Source organism: Mycobacterium sp. E740 (assembly GCF_001672895.1).
Lineage (GTDB): Bacteria > Actinomycetota > Actinomycetes > Mycobacteriales > Mycobacteriaceae > Mycobacterium.
In genome coordinates this window covers 1-18,700 of sequence record NZ_LZKP01000035.1, presented here as the reverse complement: position 1 = coordinate 18,700, position 18,700 = coordinate 1, and the positions used below count along the sequence as shown (strand labels likewise).

Genomic DNA, 18,700 nt, shown 5'->3' with positions numbered 1-18,700 from the left:
GCCGAGTGCACGCCCCGTGCACAGTTTCTCGCGATTTTCGTACATCACGCGTGCAGTCGGCGCATGGCTGAGTTGAGGTTCGACGGCCGCGTCGCGGTCGTCACCGGTGGCGGCCGGGGGCTGGGCCGTTCCTATGCGCTGCTGCTGGCCGAGCGAGGCGCGAAGGTCGTCGTCAACGACCCCGGCGGCGCGCTGTCCGGTGATGGCATTGATACCGGCCCCGCCGCCGACGTGGTCGGCGAAATCGCCACGGCCGGTGGGCAAGCCGTCGCCAGCACCGACTCGGTGGCCACGCCGGAAGGCGGTCAGGCGATCGTCGACGCCGCGATCGAGCACTACGGCCGCATCGACATCCTCGTGCACAACGCGGGCATCGTCCGGCGCGCGCCGCTTCGGGAGATGAGCTACGAGGACTTCGAGGCCGTGCTCGACGTGCACCTGCGGGGTGCGTTCCACGTCGTTCGGCCGGCGTTCCCGCATATGTGCGACGCCGGCTACGGGCGTATCGTCCTGGCGTCCTCGATCGGCGGGCTGTACGGCAACCACGACATCGCGAACTACGCGGTCGCCAAGGCGGGCGTCCTCGGGCTGTCCAACGTCGCAGCCATCGAGGGCGCCGCGCACGGGGTCAAGAGCAACGTGATCGTGCCCGCCGCCGTCACGCGGATGGCCGAGGGCATCGACACGTCGGCCTATCCGCCGATGGGAGCCGAGCTCGTCGCCCCCGCGGTCGCCTGGCTCGCACACGAAACATGTGCTGTCACAGGGGAGGTACTGATCGCGCTGGCGGGCCGTGTGGCGACCGCGGTCGTGGCGGAGACCCCGGGCGTGTATCGGCCGTCGTGGACGATCGAAGACGTCGGCCACCACATCGCTGCGATCCGCGACGACACCCAACCGCTGGTCTTTCCCGTCGTGCCCGACGGCCACGCCGATCACATCCGGTACAGCTTCGCGATGGCCGCCCAGGAGAGCCAGCATGCCTAGCGGACCGCTGACCGGCGTGCGCGTCGTTGATCTCACCGCGATGGTGATGGGGCCGTACTGCACCCAGATCATGGCCGACATGGGCGCCGAGGTGATCAAAGTCGAACCGCCGCAAGGCGACAACACCAGGTTCATCTCGGTCGGGCCCGCCCCGGGAATGAGCGGCGTGTTCGTCAACGTCAACCGCGGCAAGCGCAGCGTCGTGCTCGACTTGCAAACCGAGCCGGGCAAGGCCGCGATGCGTGCGCTGATCGAACGCGCCGACGTGTTCATCCACTCGATGCGGGCAAAGGCGATCGCCAAGCTCGGCTTCGGGTACGACGACGTCGCGGCGATCAACCCGGCGATCGTGTACACCAACTGCTACGGCTACGGCCGCCGCGGCCCGGACCGGGATCGGCCCGCCTACGACGACACGATCCAGGCCGAAGCCGGATTGCCCGCTGTGCAGCAGCAATTGACCGGCGAGGCCGATTTCGTCGGCACGATCATGGCCGACAAGGTGGCCGGCCTGACCGCCCTCTACGCGACGACGATGGCGCTGTTCCACCGGGAGCGCACCGGCGAAGGCCAGGAGGTCGAAGTCGCCATGTTCGAGACCATGGCATCCTTCATGCTGGTCGAACATGCCAACGGCGCCATGTTCGACCCTCCGCTGGGGCCCGCGGTGTATCCCCGCACGGTGGCGCCCAACCGCAGGCCGTACCGCACCAGCGACGGGTACATCGCCGCGCTGATCTACAACGACAAACACTGGAACGCGTTCATCGACGCGGTGCAGCCGCCATGGGTCACCGAATCCCACGCCACGCTGGAGATGCGGGCCCGCAACATCGACGCGGTCTACGGGCTGCTGGCCGAGACGATGAGGGAGCGCACGACCGCCGAATGGTTGACGCTGTTCCGTGAGCTCGAGATCCCCGCAGCACCGCTCAACACGCCCGACGCGCTGTTCGACAACGCCCACCTCAACGCGGTCGGGCTGTTCGAGACCGTCGACACGCCGCACGGCCCGGTGCGGTTCCCCGGCGTGCCGACGTGGTTCTCGCGCACCCCGGGCAAGGTGACGGGTCCCGCCCCGACGCTGGGCGCCGACACCGATGCCGTGCTCGACGAACTCGGCCTCAACGCCCCCGCGGAGCCGGTGTAGTCATGGACTTCGACATGGGCCCCGCCGCGGGCGAACTGCGCAGCGAACTGCGTCGCCTCGTGAAAGAGCATGTGCCCGAGGACTACCTGGGGGCATTCACCGACAACCCCGCCGATCTGGAGGTCGCGCAACGGTTCTGCCGTGTCCTCGCCGAACGCGAACTGCTGTGCCTGTCGTGGCCCAAGGAGTTCGGCGGCGGTGACGCGTCGGTGTGGGAGCAGACCGTGGTGCGCGAGGAGATGTGGGCGCATCACGAACCGCGCGGCGCGCAGTACATGGGTGTCAACTGGGTCGGCCCGATCATCATGCGGCACGGCACCGAGGAGCAGCAGCGCAAGCATCTGCCGCCGATCGCGCGCGGTGAGGTGATCTGGTGCCAGGGGTTTTCCGAGCCCGAGGCCGGCTCCGACCTCGCGTCGCTGCGCACCACCGCGCGCCCGGACGACGGCGGCTGGCTGGTCAGCGGGCAGAAGATCTGGACTTCCTACGCGACCATGGCGCAGTGGTGCTTCCTGCTGGCGCGCACCTCGAAAGGCGAGAAAAAACAACAGGGCCTGACGATATTCCTTGTGCCGATGGACGATCCGGCCATCACGGTGCGTCCGATCGGATGCATGATGGGCCCCCACCACCTCAACGAGGTGTTCTTCGACGACCTGCGTGTCACCGAGGCCGACGTCCTCGGCACCGTCGATCATGGCTGGTCGGTCGTGCAGGACGTGATGTCGTACGAACGGGTGGGCATCGCGCGGTACGCCCGCTGCGAACGACTGCTGGCGGCGGCTCCAGCGGTGCTCGGCGATCGCTGGGACGAGCTACCCGCGGAGTTGCGGGGCCGCTGGGTCCGGATGTTGACGCACTGCCGCCGGGCCCGCCTGATGGCCTACCGGGTGGTGTCGCTGCAGAGCAGCGGACGCATCCAGCCGGGCGATGCCGCCGCGTACCGGATCGCGGTCACCAAGTTGGACCAGGACAGCGCGGAGGTGCTGACGGACATCGCGGCGGAAGTCGCGCACGACGACCCGGCGGCGTCCTGGTTCCTGGGCGAGGTCGAGGACCACTGGCGCTACTCACAGGCCTCGACCGTGTCGTCGGGCAGCATCGAGATGCAGCGCATCCTGTTGTCGCGCGCGCTGCTGGGGGCGACGAAGTGAGCGACATGATCCTGGACCTGTCCGACGACGCCAAAGAGTATGGGCGCGAGGCTCTTCGGGCGTTCGAGGGCGCCGGCGGCGACCGCCTCGTGCAGCAGGCGGAGCTGGAGCCCGACACCCGGGAGTCGGCTGTCGGACCGATCCTCTCAGGCCTGGGCGCCTGGGACCTCGACCCCCGCCGCGACGCCGACGGGCTCGAAGCCGCCGCCGCGCTGTGCCGCAGCGCCGGCTACTGGGCGCTCCCGTATCCGGTGGCCGAACGCCTCGCCGCCCCGGCCGACCTGGACACCGACGGCCTGCTCGTGGTCGCACGCAATCGCCCGTCCGCCCCAATCGTTGGGCTTCAAACCCGTTGGACCGCAGTGACGCTGGACGGTACCCGCAGCAGCGTGACCGGCTGGGGACCCGGCGGCCCGGGCTTCGTCGCCGAACTCGAGACGACCCATGTCGACGACAACGGCGCCGTCGACATCGCGCTGGGACTGGTGCTGCCGTGCTGGACTCTGCTCGGCATGCTCGACAGGGCGATCGAGCTGACGGTGGCACATGTCAAGCTGCGCAAGCAGTTCGGGCAGCCCCTGTCGGCGTTCCAGGGTGTGCAGTTCCAGCTGACCGACGCCGAAGTCGAACGCAGCGGCCTGGACATCCTGGCCAAGTACGCGTTGTGGAGCATCGCGGCCGGCCGCCCCGAGGCGCTCAACGACGCTCTTTCGCTTCGGATGTCGGCGCTCGAGGCAGCCGAGGTCGTTTTCCGGGTCTGCCATCAGCTGCACGGCGCGGTGGGGTTCTGCGACGAGACCACGCTGTCGTGGCTGTCGCGCTACAGCCAGCCGCTGCGGCGACTTCCCTTGGGCCTCTCAGCGACCCGCGACGAGCTGACCCGCCGCGCGGGCAGCGCAGGGCTGACGGGGATCTTCGCATGAGGGTCGCGGTGATCGGAACCGGGTTCGGCAAGCACGCGGCGGCGCCCGCGTACGCGGAGGCCGGCTTCGACGTCGAGGTGGTCAGCCCGCGCGACGACTCCGCGGTGAAGCCCGCGCTCGCCTCGGACGTCGACCTCGTCTCCGTGCACTCGCCGCCGTTCCTGCACGTCGAACACGTGACCGGTGCGATCGCGAACGGCCATGCGGTATTGTGCGACAAGCCGTTCGGCCGCAACGCCGACGAGGCCGCGCTGATGCACGAGCGGGCTGTCGAGGCCGGTGTGCCGCACTTCCTCAACTTCGAGTTCCGGTTCAACGAGTCGTGGCGGCGGCTCAAGGAACTCGCCGACGGCGGAGCGCTCGGGACACCGCGACACCTGAACTGGGCGTTCTTCGGCAGCGGCTTGCGGGGCCGCAAGCTCGGCTGGATCAACGACAGTGCCCTGGGCGGCGGGTGGATCGGCGCCTACGGCTCGCATCTGATCGACTTCACCCGCTGGCTGTTCGGCAGCGAGATCGCCGACTGCGGTGGCGTCACCCGGACCGACATCCCCGGTGCCACCGCCGAGGACGGGTATTCGGCGTGGTTCCGCCTCGAGAACGGCTGCACCGCAACACATGACACCGGGTTCGCCGCCGCCGTCCCGTCGGCGCCGTCCGTCACGCTGCTCGGCAGCGACGGCACCGCCGAGCTGACGGCGGACACCACGCTCGTCGTGCGACGGCCCGGCTCCGATCCGGAGACCACCGAGTTCGCCCCGCCACCCCGCCGGTCGCCGCCGCCCGCGCTGACAACCTTCTTCGGCCGCGTCGCCGAGGCGTTGCGGACCGGGACACAGATCGTCCCGTCGTTCGCCGACGGTCTCGCCGCCGCGCACGCCATGGACGCCCTGCGGACCAAGGCGGTGCGGCTGTGAGCGCAGGCCTCGACGAGTTCCGCCAGCAGGTGCGGCGGTGGTGTGCCGAACACATTCCGCCCGACTGGCGCGAAAAGCAGACCCGTGCAAGCGACGACGAATTCGTGGCCTTCCAGAAAGCCTGGTTCGCCGAGCTGCACGAGGCGGGCTTCGCGGTCCCGCACTGGCCCGCCGAATGGGGCGGCGGACTCTCGGTGGCCGAACAGGTGATTCTGTACCAGGAGCTGGCCGCCCACGACGCCCCGCGGTTGGTGCTCGCATTCGTGGGCATCCACCACGCCGCCTCGACACTGCTGGTGGCCGGCACCGAGGAACAGCGGCGCCGGCATCTGCCCGCCATCCTCGACGGCGAGATCTGGGTGCAGGGCTTCTCCGAACCCGAGGCCGGCTCCGACCTCGCGAGCCTGCGCACCACGGCACGCAAACAGGGCGACTCATATGTCGTCAACGGGCAGAAGCTCTGGGCGAGCGGAGCCAAGCACGCGGACTGGTGCCTGCTGCTCGCCCGCACCGACCCGGATGCACCGAAACGCAAAGGGATCTCGTACTTCCTGCTCGACATGACGACGCCCGGTGTGGAGGTCCGCCCCATCCGCAACGCGATCGGCGACTCACACTTCTGCGAGATCTTCCTCAACGACGTGACGATTCCGGCCACCAACCTGGTCGGCGCGGAGAACACCGGCTGGCAGGTGGCACAAGCGACTCTGGGTGCTGAGCGAGGCATGACGATGCTCGAACTCGCCGAGCGACTGGGCAACGCAGGCTTTCGCTGGCTGCTTGAAACCGCTCCGGTCGACGACCCCGTCGTCGCCGACCGGCTGGCGCAACTCGAGACCGAGATCACCGGGCTGCGCGGACTGTGCCGAAAAGTGGTGCAGGACAACGAGACGGGGAGTTCCGGCCCGGCCGACGCCTCGATCGTCAAGCTGTTCTACAGCGAACTGTTGCAGCGCATGACCGACTTCGGCGCCGAGCTGGGCGGGTTGGCCGCCCAGACGGAACTAACCAAGCCGATGTCGAGCGGCTGGGAGTCGGGTGCGTGGGTGCTCGACTTCATCGGCTCGTGGGAGTGGACGATCCCCGGCGGAGCGAGCGAGATCCAGCGGACGATCATCGCAGAGCGGGGCCTCGGGCTGCCTCGGGAACCGAGTGCCGTCTGATGGCCGACTTCACCGAGTTCCACGACGAGCTGCGTTCGGTGGCAGGCGATCTGCTCGCCAAGGATCGCAGCGTCGACTGGTCGAAGCTGGTGGACGCCGGCTGGGTCGGGCTGGAGGTGCCCGAGCAGCTCGGCGGGGCGGGGGCGACGTTCGCCGAAGCAGCGGTCATCTGCGAGGAGCTCGGCCGCGCCGCGAGCGCGACGAGCTTCCTCGGCGGTGCGGTCCTCGCCGTCGGCGCACTGAACGCCCTGCAGCCCAGCGACACTCGTGACGCGCTGCTCGCCGACATCGCCGCCGGCCGGATCAGGATCGCCGTCGCGCTCGACTCGTACGACTTCGTACCCGACGCCGAGGGCGCGGACCGGATCCTCGTCGTCACCGAGCAGGGACTGATAGTGACGCAACAGCAGGCCACGCCGCGACCGGTGGTCGACGAGACCCGCGCGCTGGCTGCCGTCGCCCCGAACGCCCCGGCGGCTGAGACACTTCCGTTCGCGGACGACGCGGCCGTGCAGCGGTCGAACGACCGCGCGGCAGTGGCCATCGCCTGTGACAGCCTGGGTATCAGCGAGGCCATGCTTTCCGCGACCGTCGGCTACGTCCAGACGCGCCACCAGTTCGGCAGGGCCATCGGATCTTTCCAGGCTGTCAAACACGCGTGCGCTGACATGGCGGTCAGCACCGAGGTGTCGCGTCAACTCGTCACCGCCGCGGTCCATGCCATCGTCGACGACCGGCCTGACGCCGAGGCCGCCGCGGCCATGGCCAAGTCGTACGTGACAAGTGCGGCCGTCGACATCGCAGGCAAGGCAATGCAATTGCACGGCGGCATCGGCTACACGTGGGAGAGCGGCATCCACGTCTACCTCAAGCGCGCCATCCTCAACCGATCGCTGTTCGGTTCCCCGGCAGCACACCGCAAGCGACTAGCAAAGCGCTACCAGTAAAAGGAGTTTCACATGGGCGTACCCGTATACAAGCGCATTCTCGACCTGTTCGAGGCCGAGGGGGTCAACACTCTGTTCGGCATCCCCGACCCGAACTTCGTGCACATGTTCACCGAGGCCGACGCCCGCGGCTGGTCCGTTGTCGCGCCACACCACGAGCTGAGCGCCGGCTTCATGGCCGAGGCCGCGTCGCGGATGACCGGCAAGCCGGGCCTGTGCATCGGAACCCTGGGCCCCGGCGTCGCCAACATCGCCGGCGCGATGATGTGCGCGCTGGTCGAGAACTCGCCCGTCATCTTCCTCGGCGGTCAGCGCGCCCGCATCACCGAACGCCGGGTGCGGCGCGGCCGCATCCAATTCGTCCAGCAGGAAAGCCTTTTCGCGCCGTCGGTCAAGTACAGCAGCTCGATCGAGTACGCCGACCAGACCGACGAGATCATTCGCGAAGCCATCCGCCGGTCGATGTCCGGCACCCCCGGCCCGAGTTATGTCGAGTTCCCCTCGCACGTCATCCTCGAAGAACTCGACGTGCCAGACCCGTTGCCGCCGGAGCGTTATCGCCTGGTCAACCAGGGCGCAGGTGAGCGCGAGGTCGCCGAAGCGGTCGAGCTGATTCGCGCGGCGAAGAGCCCGATCCTGTTGGTGGGTCACGGGGTTCACACGTCGCGCACTCAGGAACAGGTCCGGGAACTGGCCGAGCTGATGGCGTGCCCGGTGATCCAGACGTCGGGCGGCACCTCGTTCATCCCAGGCCTGCAGGACCGGACCTTCCCGTACCTGTTCTCCCCGGCGGCCAACGAGGCCGTCGAGCAGTCCGATCTGTGCGTGGCGCTGGGTACCGAACTCGGCGAGCCCATGCACTACGGCCGCACCCAGCACTGGGCCGACAACGACGCGAACCGCAAATGGATTCTGGTGGAACAGGATCCGACCGCGATCGGCGTGAACCGGCCGATCGACGTGCCGCTGGTGGGCGATCTTCGCGGCGTGGTGCCGCAGCTGGTAGAGGCGCTGCGCGAGGCTCCGCGCGAACCGTCGGCCAACCTCGAGACCCTGATCAAAGCCGACGCCGCCGAGCTGGCCCGGGTCGCCGAGGAAGCCCCGAGCGGTCGGGCTCCGATCCACCCGGCGCGCTACGTCGTCGAAGCCACGAAGGCGTTCGACGAATGCACCGAGGACGGCATCCTGGTCCGCGACGGCGGCGCCACGGTGATCTTCCAGTGGACCTACTCGCAGACCAAGCCGCGCGACGTCATCTGGAACCAGAACTTCGGTCACCTCGGCACCGGCCTGCCATACGCCGTCGGCGCCTCGGTGGCCGAGGGCCGCAAACGCCCGGTCATGCTGCTCACCAGCGACTCGGCCTTCCTGTTCCACATCGCCGAGCTCGAGACCGCGGTCCGGGAGAACCTGCCGCTGGTCTGCGTCGTCGGCGTCGACCACCAGTGGGGCCTGGAAGTCGGTGTCTACAAGCGCACGTTCGAACAGCCGTCGCCGCAACCCGGGGTGCACTGGAGCAAGGACGTCCGGATGGACAAGGTCGCCGAGGGTTTCGGCTGCCACGGCGAGTACGTCGAGAAGGACGACGAGATCGGCCCCGCGATCAAGCGGGCGTTCGCCAGCGGCAAGACCGCCGTCGTCCATGTGTGCATCGACCCGAAGGCCAACTCCGAGGAGATGCCGAAGTACGACCGATTCCGCACCTGGTATGCAGAAGGCACCCAGTAGACCGGCGATCTGAGGAAGAGTAGAGCCATGCGCGAATACCTGAAGTTCTACATCGACGGCCAGTGGGTGGATCCGGTCCGGCCGAACACGCTCGACGTCGACAACCCGACCACCGAGGAAGTCTCCGGCAAAATCGCGATCGGATCGTCGGTGGACGTCGACGTGGCGGTCCAGGCCGCCCGCCGCGCCTTCGCGACCTGGTCGCAGACCAGTCGGGAGGAACGCCTCGATCTGCTGCAGACCATCATGGGGGAGTACCAGAAGCGCGCCGGTGACCTCGCCGACGCGGTCAACGAGGAGATGGGGGCACCGGCCTCACTCGCGGCCGGCCCGCAGGTCAACCTCGGCCTCGGTCACCTCGCGACCGCGATCGACGCGCTGAAGAACTTCGAGTTCGAGGAGCAGCACGGCGCCACGCTGGTGGTCAAGGAGCCGATCGGTGTCTGCGGCTTGATCACGCCGTGGAACTGGCCGATCAACCAGATCGCGTGCAAGGTGTTCCCGGCGCTGGCGACCGGCTGCACGATGGTGCTCAAGCCGTCGGAGGTCGCGCCGTACTCGGCGCAGATCTTCACCGAGATCATCGACGCCGCAGGCGTTCCCGCCGGGGTGTACAACCTCGTCTACGGCGACGGTCCGGGTGTCGGGGCGGCGCTGTCGGCTCATCCCGACATCGACATGGTGTCGTTCACCGGGTCCACGCGGGCCGGCATCGACGTCGCGAAGAACGCCGCGCTGACCGTCAAGCGGGTCACTCAGGAACTCGGCGGCAAGAGCCCGAACATCGTGCTCGACGACGACGACTTCGCCAAGAGCGTGACCGCGGGCGTGTCCGTGATGATGATGAACAGCGGCCAGAGCTGCAATGCGCCGTCCCGGATGCTGGTGCCGAACTCACGGATGGACGAGGCGGCGTCGATCGCCAAAGAGGTGGCGGGCGCGGTCAGGGTCGGCGATCCGGACGACAAGACCGCGATCGGGCCCGTCGCATCCAAGGCGCAGTTCGACAAGATCCAGGGGTTGATCCAGCAGGGCATCGACGAGGGCGCGACCGTCGCCGTCGGCGGTCCCGGGCGCCCGGAGGGCCTCGACAAGGGCTACTACGTCAGGCCGACGGTGTTCACAGGAGTCACCAACGACATGGCGATCGCCCGCGAGGAGATCTTCGGCCCAGTCCTGTGCATCCTCGGCTACGACGATCTCGATCAGGCGCTCGAGATCGCGAACGACACGGAATACGGTCTGGCAGGCTATGTTTCGGGCGCCGACCTGGACAAGGCCCGTGCCGTCGCGCGGCGGATCCGCGCCGGATCGGTGGCGATCAACCACGGCTTCGACATGGCCGCCCCGTTCGGCGGGTACAAGCGCAGCGGCAACGGCCGCGAATGGGGGCCGTTCGCGTTCGACGAGTTCCTGGAGATCAAGGCCGCGCTCGGCTACGCCCCGGAGGCTGCCGCAGGATAGTCGCGGCTCTCACGGTTTGAGCAGCGGCCGCAGATCGTCCAAGCGGTCGAACAGGTGCCAGATGTACGACGACGACCCGTCCTCGCGATGCGGGTGCAGGTCCGCCAGGTCGGGATCGTCGCGGTAGCTGTCGAAGGCTTCCTTGGAGTCCCATTCGACGAGGATCAGCACCTTGCGCGGTTCGATGTCGCCCACGACCGCCTCCCGAAATTGTCCAAGCGCGACGACGCGACCGCCGTGCTTGGCAACCTCCTGCGGCGAGCGTCTCGAGTAGGCGAGATACTCGTCGCGATCGGCGATGTCGAAGAGGTTCAGCGCATATATCGTCACGTAGGTGACGGTACGCGGCCAGAAGTACGAATACGGCGTCGATTTCGAGCGCATCGCGGCGATCGACATCCACACCCACGTCGAAATCGACCGCCACGGCCACAAGGCCTACGTCGACGAGCTCGTCGAGGCGACCGAGAAGTACTTCAAGATGCCGCCGGGCGCGATGGCCGGTGTCGACGCGGTAGCCGACCTGTACCGCAGGCACAACACGGCGGCGGTGGTGTTCACCATCGACGCGCGCACCGCGATGCGCCACGCGCCGAACTCGATCGAGGACCTGGTCGCGGGTGCGGTGCGCAACAACGACGTGCTGATCCCGTTCGGCAGCGTCGACCCGTGGCACGAGCGCCGCGCGGTGCACCGCGTCCACGAACTGGTTCGCGACTACGGGGTCAAGGGGTTCAAGTTCCATCCGAGCATGCAGGCTTTCGAGCCGAACGATCGTCGCTTCTATCCGATCTACGAGGCGATCGCCGAAGCGGGTGTCCCCGCGCTATTTCACACCGGCCAGACCGGGATGGGGTCGGGGTTGCCGGGTGGGCACCGGATCAAGCTGCGCTACTCGGACCCGATGCTGCTCGACGACGTCGCCGCGGATTTCCCGGACCTGACGATCGTGATGGCCCATCCCGCGGTGCCGTGGGTGGACTCCCAGATCGCGATCGCCACCCACAAGGCCAACGTTTACATCGACCTGTCCGGTTGGAGCCCGAAGTACTTCCCGCCGCAACTGGTCCGCGCGGTGAGTAGGCATCTGCGCACGAAAGTGTTGTTCGGCACCGATTTCCCGTATATCCAGCTCGACCGGTGGCGCAGCGACTTCGACACCCTCGACATCGACCCGGCGGTCCAGTCGTTGATCTACAAGCAGAACGCGCTACGGGTGCTCGGAGTCGCCGCTTGAGGCAGCTGGCCGAAGCTAGTTGCCGGATTGCCCGCGTAGCGAGCGACAATTTCCGATGCCGGCCCAGTTGTCGCTCGCTACGCGGGCAAAGTTGATAGGGGTTCCCGGCCCATGGGCGCGGCGATGAGTTCCCGACCTGAGGCGGCTCAGGCCGTCATGAGGTAGTCGGCGCCGCCGACGAACACGATGCTCGCCGGAGTCGAAGTGGTGGCGGCGTCGACGACTGCGTCGGCAAAGGCCCCGTCGGCCATGTCGCCGGAGACCACGGTGAGATGCACACCGGCGCGGTCGAACTCCGAACGCCGGACGTGCAATGCGGTCTCGCCGGCCCGCATGCTCGCGGCGACGGCCGTGTAGCCCTTGGGAACCGCCTTGTCGGGGAAGAAGTGGGCCTGGTGGCTGGTGACGTAGACGATCCGTCCACCCGACGGCATCAGCGGCAGAGCCGCCAGCGCCAGCCGTCGCTGGGCATCGCGGTTCAGGCGCATCGCGCAGCCGGGGTCGAGCGCATCCGACGAGTTGAGAATCAAGGTGTCCAACCGCCCGAATCGGTCGGCGATGGTGTCGATAACCTGCGCGGACTCGAACTCGTCGGAGATGTCGCGGGTCACGACGACGTGGGCGTCGGCGCCGCCGATCTTGCGCGCGACCCGCGCGCCGAGTCCTCTCGAACCGCCGGTGACCAGGACGATCCGTTCAGGTTGGTGATCCATGTCGGGCTCCTTCCGTCGCTGCCGCGCCCCACGATGGACCCACCGTACACGGGTTTCTAAGAAAAATAAGGCCTATCTAAGGTAACAATAAGGTCGCGGCTGGCATCGTGTTCAGTCAGTCGGCGCGGCCAGGGCGAAGTCGGCGAAGTCAAAGCCGGGCACAACCACGCAGCTGACCAAGCTCGGCTCGTCGTCGCGGGGCCGCGCCCGCTGCCAGTGCCCGGGCGGCACGACGAACTGCGGCTGTTCACCAGACGCAAGGTCGGCACCAAGCAAGTACGTTGTCGCACTGTGCTGTTCGGCGCCTACTTCCAGAAGTAGCGGGCTGCCGGAGTGGTAGAGCCAGATTTCGGCGCTGCGCACGGTGTGCCAGGCCGACTGCTGGCCGGGCAGCAACAGGAACAGGATGGCCGTGCCGGCATTGCGGGGCCCGGTGTAATCGGGTGGCAACGCCGACTGCGGCACGGTCAGGTCGCTGCGCCAGGTCTCCCGAAACCAGCCGCCCTCGGGGTGGGGCGTCAGGTCGAGGCGACGCGCCCAGTCCGGAAGTCCGGTCATCCCAGTACCGCCTTTTCGGTGTCGGACACTCCACAGTAGAGACCGGATCGCGTAGACACAGCCGATAGGCTCGGAGCATGTCGCGTCGGACCCCCGGATGGCTGGTCGCGCTGTGCGGGGCGATCGCGTCGGTCTGCGGCTGGCTGCCGTGGCTGACCTCGGGCGGTGGCCGCCTCAGCGCGATTGGTGGGGTCATCGGCGAGCTGCCCGGTCCCGCGCCCGGTTTCGGGGTGGGACAGCTCATCGTGCTGCTGGCCTCGACACTGATCGTCGCCGGGGCAATGGCGGCGCGGGGATTCTCGCCGCGCCTGGCATCCGTTGTGGCGCTGACGATTTCGGTTCTGCTTATCGTTCTGACGGTGTGGTTCTACCGGCTGTACGTGTACGCGCCGGTCGCTGCGGGCTACGGCCTGTATCTCGGCGGCGCGGTCGGTGTCGTCGCGGTGCTGGCGTCGGTCTGGGCGATGGTCGCGGCCTGGGCCGCGTCCCCGCGGGTGGCATGAGCGGCTTCGTGGAGCCGGTCGAACTGACCGGCGAGCGCTGGGTGACGCTGGAGCCGTTGAGCCGCAACCATATTCCAGAGATCGCGGCGGCCGCCGACGACGGGGAGCTGGGACGGCTGTGGTTTACTGCGGCACCCGCGGCCGGCGCGGTCGAGCAGTGGGTGGAGAACCGGCTCGCGGCGCAGGCGCCCGATCGCGGGCTGACGTTCGTGGTCCGTCGACTCGACGGGTCGTTCATCGGCTCGTCGAGTTACCTCAACGTCGATGCGCCGAATCGCCGGCTGGAGATCGGCAACACCTGGTATGTGCGGCCGGCGCGGCGCAGCGGAGTCAACTCGGAGACGAAGCTGCTGATGCTCGGCCACGCTTTCGACCAGTTGGACTGTGTTGCAGTCGAATTCCGCACGCACCTCTTTAACTTCGCCAGTCGGGCGGCGATCGAGCGGCTGGGCGCCAAACAGGACGGAATCCTGCGAAGCCATCAACTGCTTGCCGACGGCTCACGGCGAGACACGGTCGTGTACTCGATCCTCGACGTCGAATGGCCGGCGGTACGCAACAATTTGCGGTACCGGCTGGACCGTCACGCGTGACGCGCGTAGGCGTGCCGAGACTGCGGACAGATCGCGGAATCGGACCGGAACGCGATCTGCCCGCAGTCTCGACGCGGTGCGGACCGGTGCAGACCTAGCCGGAGTCGACGGTTGTGGTCTCGATCGACTTCTGGCCTCCGCCATGAGCGACGTCGATCTTGCGCGGCTTGGCGCGTTCGGCCATCGGGATGGTCACGGCCAGCACGCCGTTCTCGTAGGTCGCCGAAATGGCTGACGCGTCAATGCCTTCCCCGAGCGACAGCTGTCTGCGGTAGGTGCCGAAGAACCGCTCGTTGGCCAGCCACTGCACACCGTCGTCGGATCGTGCCGTGCGGTGCGCCGAGATGGTCAACGTGCCGTTGTCCACGTTGACGTCCACCGAACCGGGGTCGCAGCCGGGCAGATCGGCGGTCAGCAGATAGTGGTCGTCGATCTTGCACAGGTCCATCGGCATGAACCGGGGAGAACGATTTGATCCGGTCTGGCTCGTCAGCAGGCCCCGGGTCAGAGCATCTAGTTCACTGAACGGATCAAAGCGAAGCACAGCAATCCACCTCCTACATCATCCAGAGCCCGCCACCCTGGCGGGCAGCCAAATCACTGTGCACCAGCGACTTTAGCACTCGTAATGCGAGAGTGCCAGAACTTTTTTTCCGGAATTTCGGTCGTCCAGACCTGCGTTCCCCGCAGCGGTTCGCCGCATCGGTCGCACACCAGCGCGGCGGTGAATGGGCCGCCGCATGCCCGGTGGGTCAGCACGACAGCGGGCCCCTTGGGATCAGGGAACCACCGCTGGGCCCACTGCAATGCGGTGATCAGAACCGGGAACAGTGCGGCGCCCTTCTCGGTCAGTTCGTACCGACTGCCGGCGGCGACCATCACTTCGTTGCCGGTGAAGATCGACAGTCGGTCGGCGATCGAGCCGGGCGGCGCGCCGAGCTGGCTCTGGAAGTCGGTGAACCGCCGGACTCCGACGAACGCCGCCACGAGCAGCGCGAAACCCCAGCGGTTGCCCAGCACGCTCATCGTCTGCGGGAACAGGCTGGCACCGGCGTGCTGTCCGGGTTCCGAGCGGCGGCGTGTGACGCTCGAAGGTATCGATCGCTGCCACGATCCACTCGGGCCCCATTGTGCGACAACATCTTTGCCGCGAGCCGCCCGGCCGCAGGAATGACAGTTGACCGCGGGTGCGAAGTCTGCGCGGCACGCCGCGTGGCGCATACCGGGCAGTGGGGCGGCGTGGTCGGGAACCCAGTGGCGCTCCCACTCCCAGATCGACAGCAGCACCGGCCACAGCGAGCGTCCCCGTGAGGTGAGCCGATACTCGAAGCGCTGCGGGTTGATCTGATACTCGTGCCGCTCGAGGAGGCGCTCGGCGGTCAGGGTCCGGAGCCGTGCCGTCAGAACGGAGTTGGAGATCGGCAGCCGGGATCTGAACTCGCCGAACCGTGCCGCGCCCAGCAGCGACTGCTGCATGACGAGCAGTGTCCACTCGTCGCCGAGCAGCCCGAGCATACGGGCGACGGCGTTCGGTTCCGGCGACGGCACCTACAGCCCGATGGACGAGGCCGCCGTATCGGTCTGCCGCCAGCGGCGCAGCTCCGGCCCCGGCGCCCATGTCGAGTGGGTACCGCTCGAGATGCGTTCCGGCAGAGCCAGTTTGCATACCGGGCCGTCGGCCACTCGGGCGGCGTCGAACACGAGGCAGAAGGACGCGTCGGCGTTCATGTCGGTGGTGAGCGTGACGAGATAGCCGTCGTCCTCGGCGGTGCCGTCCGCACGCGGGGCCATCGCCGTCTCGCTTCCGTAGACGCCGTCGGGAAAAGTGAACCTCTGCTCGGCCCCGGTGTGCAGGTCGTGTCGGACCAGACCGTCGAACAGGAACCATCCCGGCCTTCCCGTCGCCGCGTACGCGTAGCGGTAGGGGAGTCCGGCGTATGCGGCGTTGATCATCCCGAACTCGGTGATCGTGTCGGTCAGCTGTTCCTCGGTGGTCTGCCCGGTCTTGAGGTTGAACCGCCAGCGGCGCAGCCGCGTCTGCAGACGGTCCAGTGCCAGGAACCGGAACGCGCGCTGCCAAGGGTCGCCCGCACCGGTGTCGACGGGGGAGGGGTCGCCCTCGAAGAACCCGTCCAGCACGATCTCGTCGCCGTCCTCGTAGGCGTTGGTGAAGTGCAGGACGAACGTCGGATCAGCCTCGAACCACCGGACGTCGCAGACGCCTCCCCGGCGTGGGATCACGGCGAACCGCGACGGCATGTCCGGATGGAATCCCGGGAGATGGATGTCGGCTTCGAGCAGCTTGGGGTCCCAGAACATCGGGAAGTCGTTGAGAATCGCGTAGTTCTCGGTGAACGCCATGTCGTGCGGCAACCGAGGACCCGGAAGCGGGACGTCGGTGAGGTGGACGAGGTGGTCGCCGTCGTCGACGACGCCGTAGCGCAGGTAGGGGTACTGCTTGCTGTAGCTGAAGAACAGCAGCTCGCCGGTGCGGTCGTCGACCTTGGGGTGCGCCGATACCCCCCAGCCGGGGAATCGACCGCGCCAGTCCGCTTTGCCGAGGCTGTTTCCGGTGAACGGGTCGATGCGGTACAGGTCGCCGCACTGGTAGTGACTGGTCAAGGCAACGCCACGGTGCACGATGACGTCAGTGCTCGACGCATCCTTCATCAAGGTCCGTGCGCCCCAGCCGTAGTCACGCTTGGCGAGTTGGATCGGCTCGGCCAGACCGGGCCACAGCGGTCCGCCGGCGTCGTTCTCGGCGAGCAGTCCGTCGGTGCGGACGAAGCGGTTGCGGTAGAAGGCTTCACCGTCGCGGAACCCGACCATGTGCACCATGCCGTCGCCGTCGAACGGGTGGTAGAACTTCAGCGCCGGATGCAGCGGGTTCTCGGTGTTGCGAAGGTAGACGCCGTCGAGATCGCACGGAATCTCGCCCTCCACCGCGTCGAGGGCGTCGGCGTCCCACTCGGTGTTCTGGGGCCGCCACGGTCCGGTGCGGTACGGGTGGTCGTCGTCGTCGGGCAACGTCGAGAGGTATTTGGCGACGATCTCCACATTCGCGGTGCCCATGATCGGGACGCTACTACAACTAACAGAGTGACGCGGCGGGTTGCGCGTAAGGGGGCGGCCCCGCCGGCTCGCAGTCTGAACCGACGAGACCTCGGCACGGGTGACAGTCGACCGCCACACGTGCTTGCACACGGTCATGCCCACAACTCCAGAAGGCAAAACAACCGTATGGATCAAAGCCCGATAGGGAAGACTTCGGACTATGACTGCGCCACGGACTCATGAACTGGCCGAGCGGATGGCGGAGCTGGCACGGGCATCAGCTCCGCCCCGCACTGTCGGCGATGTGCTGAACGACGTGACCACCACGGCCAAGGAGCTGATCCCTGGCGCGGACACGGTGGGTGTGCTGCTGATCGCCGCCGGCGGCAAGTTCGAATCGCTGGCCGGCACGTCTGACCTGCCGCATCAGCTCGACGAGGTACAGATGCAGTTCGGCGAGGGCCCCTGCGTGGAGGCGGCACTGGACGAGTTGATTCTGCGGACCGACGACTTCCGCGACGAGCGACGCTGGCCGCGGTACTCGGCGGCAGCGGTCGAGCACGGGGTGTTCAGCGGGCTCTCGATCAAGCTCTACACCGCAGGCCGCACCGCCGGTGCGCTCAACATGTTCGGTTTCGAACCGAACGCCTTCGACTCCGATGACGAAACGATCGGCACCATCCTCGCCGCGCACGCCGCGGCGGCCATCCTGGCAAGCCGCGAAGGTGAGCAGCTGAAGTCGGCGATGTCCACCAGAGACCGCATCGGCCAGGCCAAGGGCATCATCATGGAGCGCTACGGCGTTGACGACGTCCGGGCTTTCGAGATGCTCAAACAGCTGTCGCAGGACAGCAACGTCAAACTGGCCGACGTGGCGCAGCGTGTCATCGAGACACGCAACGGCGCTTGAGCGGCGGGGGGATCAGAAGTCACTGACCCAGGCGTATATGCACGCCGCGGGCCCGGAGCTGTTCGAAGGTGTAGCTGAACTCGCCTCGACGTCCGATGGAGACGACGTAGCGATCCTGGCCCTCGATGACCGGGAAGCTGAAGGAGAAGGTGCACGTCGCGCTGTCGCCCTTCCCCGGCCCGAGCGTGGTGGTGTTGAGGAATTCGTTCTTGCCGTTCTTGACGGTCACCTGGGTGTCGCGGTCGACATCGGCAAAATCGGTGGCGCCCTCGCATGTGGTCCCGTCGGAGGCGATCTCGCCCAGTCCGTTGCTGTCGTTGAGCACGAATGTTCCAGTCGCGGTGGTGCTTTCGAGGATATGGAAGCCTTTGGCGAATTGGGGACAGAAGGCGTCGACGGCGAACTTGTCGGCCGGCATGCCCTGCTCAGCTCCGCCGTCTTCGAGCTGTTGGCAGACGTGTCTGCCGCGGGCGATGGCTCCCGCATCGGAGTTGGCGACGTTCGTCAGTCCGGCGTCCTTCAGCGCGGACAGATAGCTGGTTTCCGGCGGCGGCGGTGTTGGGCCGGAATCATGCATGAGCGCCCATGCCATAGCTGCCGTCAAGGCGATGATCGCCGTCATCGCCGCCGTTGACAGCCAACTCAGTCGGATGCCTTTCGCCGGCGGCGTCTCGACGTGGTCGGGCAGCATTCGAGCCC

Annotated in this window: 20 protein-coding genes; 13 read left to right on the top strand and 7 right to left on the bottom strand. The window is 67.5% G+C overall.

Annotated features, from left to right (window positions below; translation table 11 throughout):
* Positions 1–63: 63 nt before the first annotated feature.
* Genes A5663_RS03375 through A5663_RS03335 form a run of 9 tightly spaced genes read left to right on the top strand, consistent with a single transcriptional unit; the run spans position 64 to position 10,433 of the window.
* The gene (locus tag A5663_RS03375; RefSeq protein WP_068143879.1) at positions 64–987 is read left to right on the top strand and encodes an SDR family NAD(P)-dependent oxidoreductase; all 924 of its coding nucleotides are present in this window, start codon (positions 64–66) and stop codon (positions 985–987) included.
* Complete coding sequence (locus A5663_RS03370) at positions 980–2,137, top strand: CaiB/BaiF CoA-transferase family protein (RefSeq protein WP_068143876.1); 1,158 nt, start codon at positions 980–982, stop codon at positions 2,135–2,137. The genes A5663_RS03375 and A5663_RS03370 overlap by 8 nt, the downstream gene beginning before the upstream one ends.
* 2 nt (positions 2,138–2,139) lie before the next feature.
* Positions 2,140–3,291: an acyl-CoA dehydrogenase family protein gene (locus A5663_RS03365; RefSeq protein WP_068143874.1), complete on the top strand. Its 1,152-nt coding sequence runs from the start codon at positions 2,140–2,142 to the stop codon at positions 3,289–3,291.
* Positions 3,292–3,296: 5 nt separating this feature from the next.
* Positions 3,297–4,214, top strand: coding sequence for an acyl-CoA dehydrogenase family protein (locus tag A5663_RS03360; RefSeq protein ID WP_068143922.1), 918 nt, complete (start codon positions 3,297–3,299; stop codon positions 4,212–4,214).
* The gene (locus tag A5663_RS03355; protein WP_068143872.1) at positions 4,211–5,131 is read left to right on the top strand and encodes a Gfo/Idh/MocA family protein; all 921 of its coding nucleotides are present in this window, start codon (positions 4,211–4,213) and stop codon (positions 5,129–5,131) included. Before A5663_RS03360 ends, A5663_RS03355 begins: the two co-directional genes overlap by 4 nt.
* The gene (locus tag A5663_RS03350) at positions 5,128–6,294 is read left to right on the top strand and encodes an acyl-CoA dehydrogenase family protein (RefSeq protein ID WP_068143870.1); all 1,167 of its coding nucleotides are present in this window, start codon (positions 5,128–5,130) and stop codon (positions 6,292–6,294) included. Before A5663_RS03355 ends, A5663_RS03350 begins: the two co-directional genes overlap by 4 nt.
* Positions 6,294–7,241: an acyl-CoA dehydrogenase family protein gene (locus A5663_RS03345; protein ID WP_068143868.1), complete on the top strand. Its 948-nt coding sequence runs from the start codon at positions 6,294–6,296 to the stop codon at positions 7,239–7,241. The genes A5663_RS03350 and A5663_RS03345 overlap by 1 nt, the downstream gene beginning before the upstream one ends.
* Positions 7,242–7,253: 12 nt before the next feature.
* Positions 7,254–8,969, top strand: coding sequence for a thiamine pyrophosphate-binding protein (locus tag A5663_RS03340; protein ID WP_068143866.1), 1,716 nt, complete (start codon positions 7,254–7,256; stop codon positions 8,967–8,969).
* A gap of 27 nt (positions 8,970–8,996) precedes the next feature.
* Entirely contained in the window at positions 8,997–10,433 is a 1,437-nt protein-coding gene (locus tag A5663_RS03335) for an aldehyde dehydrogenase family protein (protein ID WP_068143864.1), read from the top strand.
* Positions 10,434–10,442: 9 nt separating this feature from the next.
* Here A5663_RS03335 and A5663_RS03330 read toward each other — a convergent pair whose 3' ends face one another.
* The gene (locus A5663_RS03330) at positions 10,443–10,763 is read right to left on the bottom strand and encodes a DUF1330 domain-containing protein (RefSeq protein ID WP_197503276.1); all 321 of its coding nucleotides are present in this window, start codon (positions 10,761–10,763) and stop codon (positions 10,443–10,445) included.
* 4 nt (positions 10,764–10,767) lie between these two features.
* Between A5663_RS03330 and A5663_RS03325 the strand changes: the two genes are divergently transcribed.
* Complete coding sequence (locus A5663_RS03325; RefSeq protein WP_068143861.1) at positions 10,768–11,670, top strand: amidohydrolase family protein; 903 nt, start codon at positions 10,768–10,770, stop codon at positions 11,668–11,670.
* A 146-nt stretch (positions 11,671–11,816) separates the two neighbouring features.
* On the opposite strand, the gene A5663_RS03320 is transcribed toward A5663_RS03325, so the two are convergent.
* Both A5663_RS03320 and A5663_RS03315 read right to left on the bottom strand, forming a co-directional pair.
* Positions 11,817–12,383 (bottom strand): short-chain dehydrogenase, encoded by a 567-nt coding sequence (locus A5663_RS03320; protein WP_068143860.1) that lies wholly within the window; start codon positions 12,381–12,383, stop codon positions 11,817–11,819.
* Positions 12,384–12,494: 111 nt separating this feature from the next.
* Positions 12,495–12,941: a cupin domain-containing protein gene (locus A5663_RS03315; protein ID WP_068143858.1), complete on the bottom strand. Its 447-nt coding sequence runs from the start codon at positions 12,939–12,941 to the stop codon at positions 12,495–12,497.
* 77 nt (positions 12,942–13,018) lie between these two features.
* On the opposite strand from A5663_RS03315, the gene A5663_RS03310 reads away from it, so the two are divergent.
* Entirely contained in the window at positions 13,019–13,444 is a 426-nt protein-coding gene (locus A5663_RS03310) for a hypothetical protein (RefSeq protein ID WP_068143856.1), read from the top strand.
* The gene (locus tag A5663_RS03305; protein ID WP_068143855.1) at positions 13,441–14,037 is read left to right on the top strand and encodes a GNAT family N-acetyltransferase; all 597 of its coding nucleotides are present in this window, start codon (positions 13,441–13,443) and stop codon (positions 14,035–14,037) included. Before A5663_RS03310 ends, A5663_RS03305 begins: the two co-directional genes overlap by 4 nt.
* Positions 14,038–14,131: 94 nt before the next feature.
* On the opposite strand, the gene A5663_RS03300 is transcribed toward A5663_RS03305, so the two are convergent.
* The 3 genes from A5663_RS03300 to A5663_RS03290 are packed head-to-tail and all read right to left on the bottom strand — an operon-like array spanning position 14,132 to position 17,109.
* The gene (locus tag A5663_RS03300; RefSeq protein WP_068143853.1) at positions 14,132–14,581 is read right to left on the bottom strand and encodes an Hsp20/alpha crystallin family protein; all 450 of its coding nucleotides are present in this window, start codon (positions 14,579–14,581) and stop codon (positions 14,132–14,134) included.
* 53 nt (positions 14,582–14,634) lie between these two features.
* Positions 14,635–15,552, bottom strand: a complete 918-nt coding sequence (locus A5663_RS03295) for a helix-turn-helix domain-containing protein (RefSeq protein WP_082973912.1) — start codon at positions 15,550–15,552, stop codon at positions 14,635–14,637.
* A 33-nt stretch (positions 15,553–15,585) separates the two neighbouring features.
* Positions 15,586–17,109 (bottom strand): carotenoid oxygenase family protein, encoded by a 1,524-nt coding sequence (locus tag A5663_RS03290; RefSeq protein WP_068143851.1) that lies wholly within the window; start codon positions 17,107–17,109, stop codon positions 15,586–15,588.
* A 202-nt stretch (positions 17,110–17,311) separates the two neighbouring features.
* On the opposite strand from A5663_RS03290, the gene A5663_RS03285 reads away from it, so the two are divergent.
* On the top strand, positions 17,312–18,001 hold the full coding sequence (locus A5663_RS03285) for a GAF and ANTAR domain-containing protein (protein WP_068143849.1): 690 nt from the start codon (positions 17,312–17,314) through the stop codon (positions 17,999–18,001).
* Between the two features lie 19 nt (positions 18,002–18,020).
* Here the strand turns inward: A5663_RS03285 and A5663_RS03280 are convergent.
* The coding region (locus A5663_RS03280) for a DUF732 domain-containing protein (RefSeq protein ID WP_197503275.1) at positions 18,021–18,700 on the bottom strand (680 nt) is incomplete at its 5' end.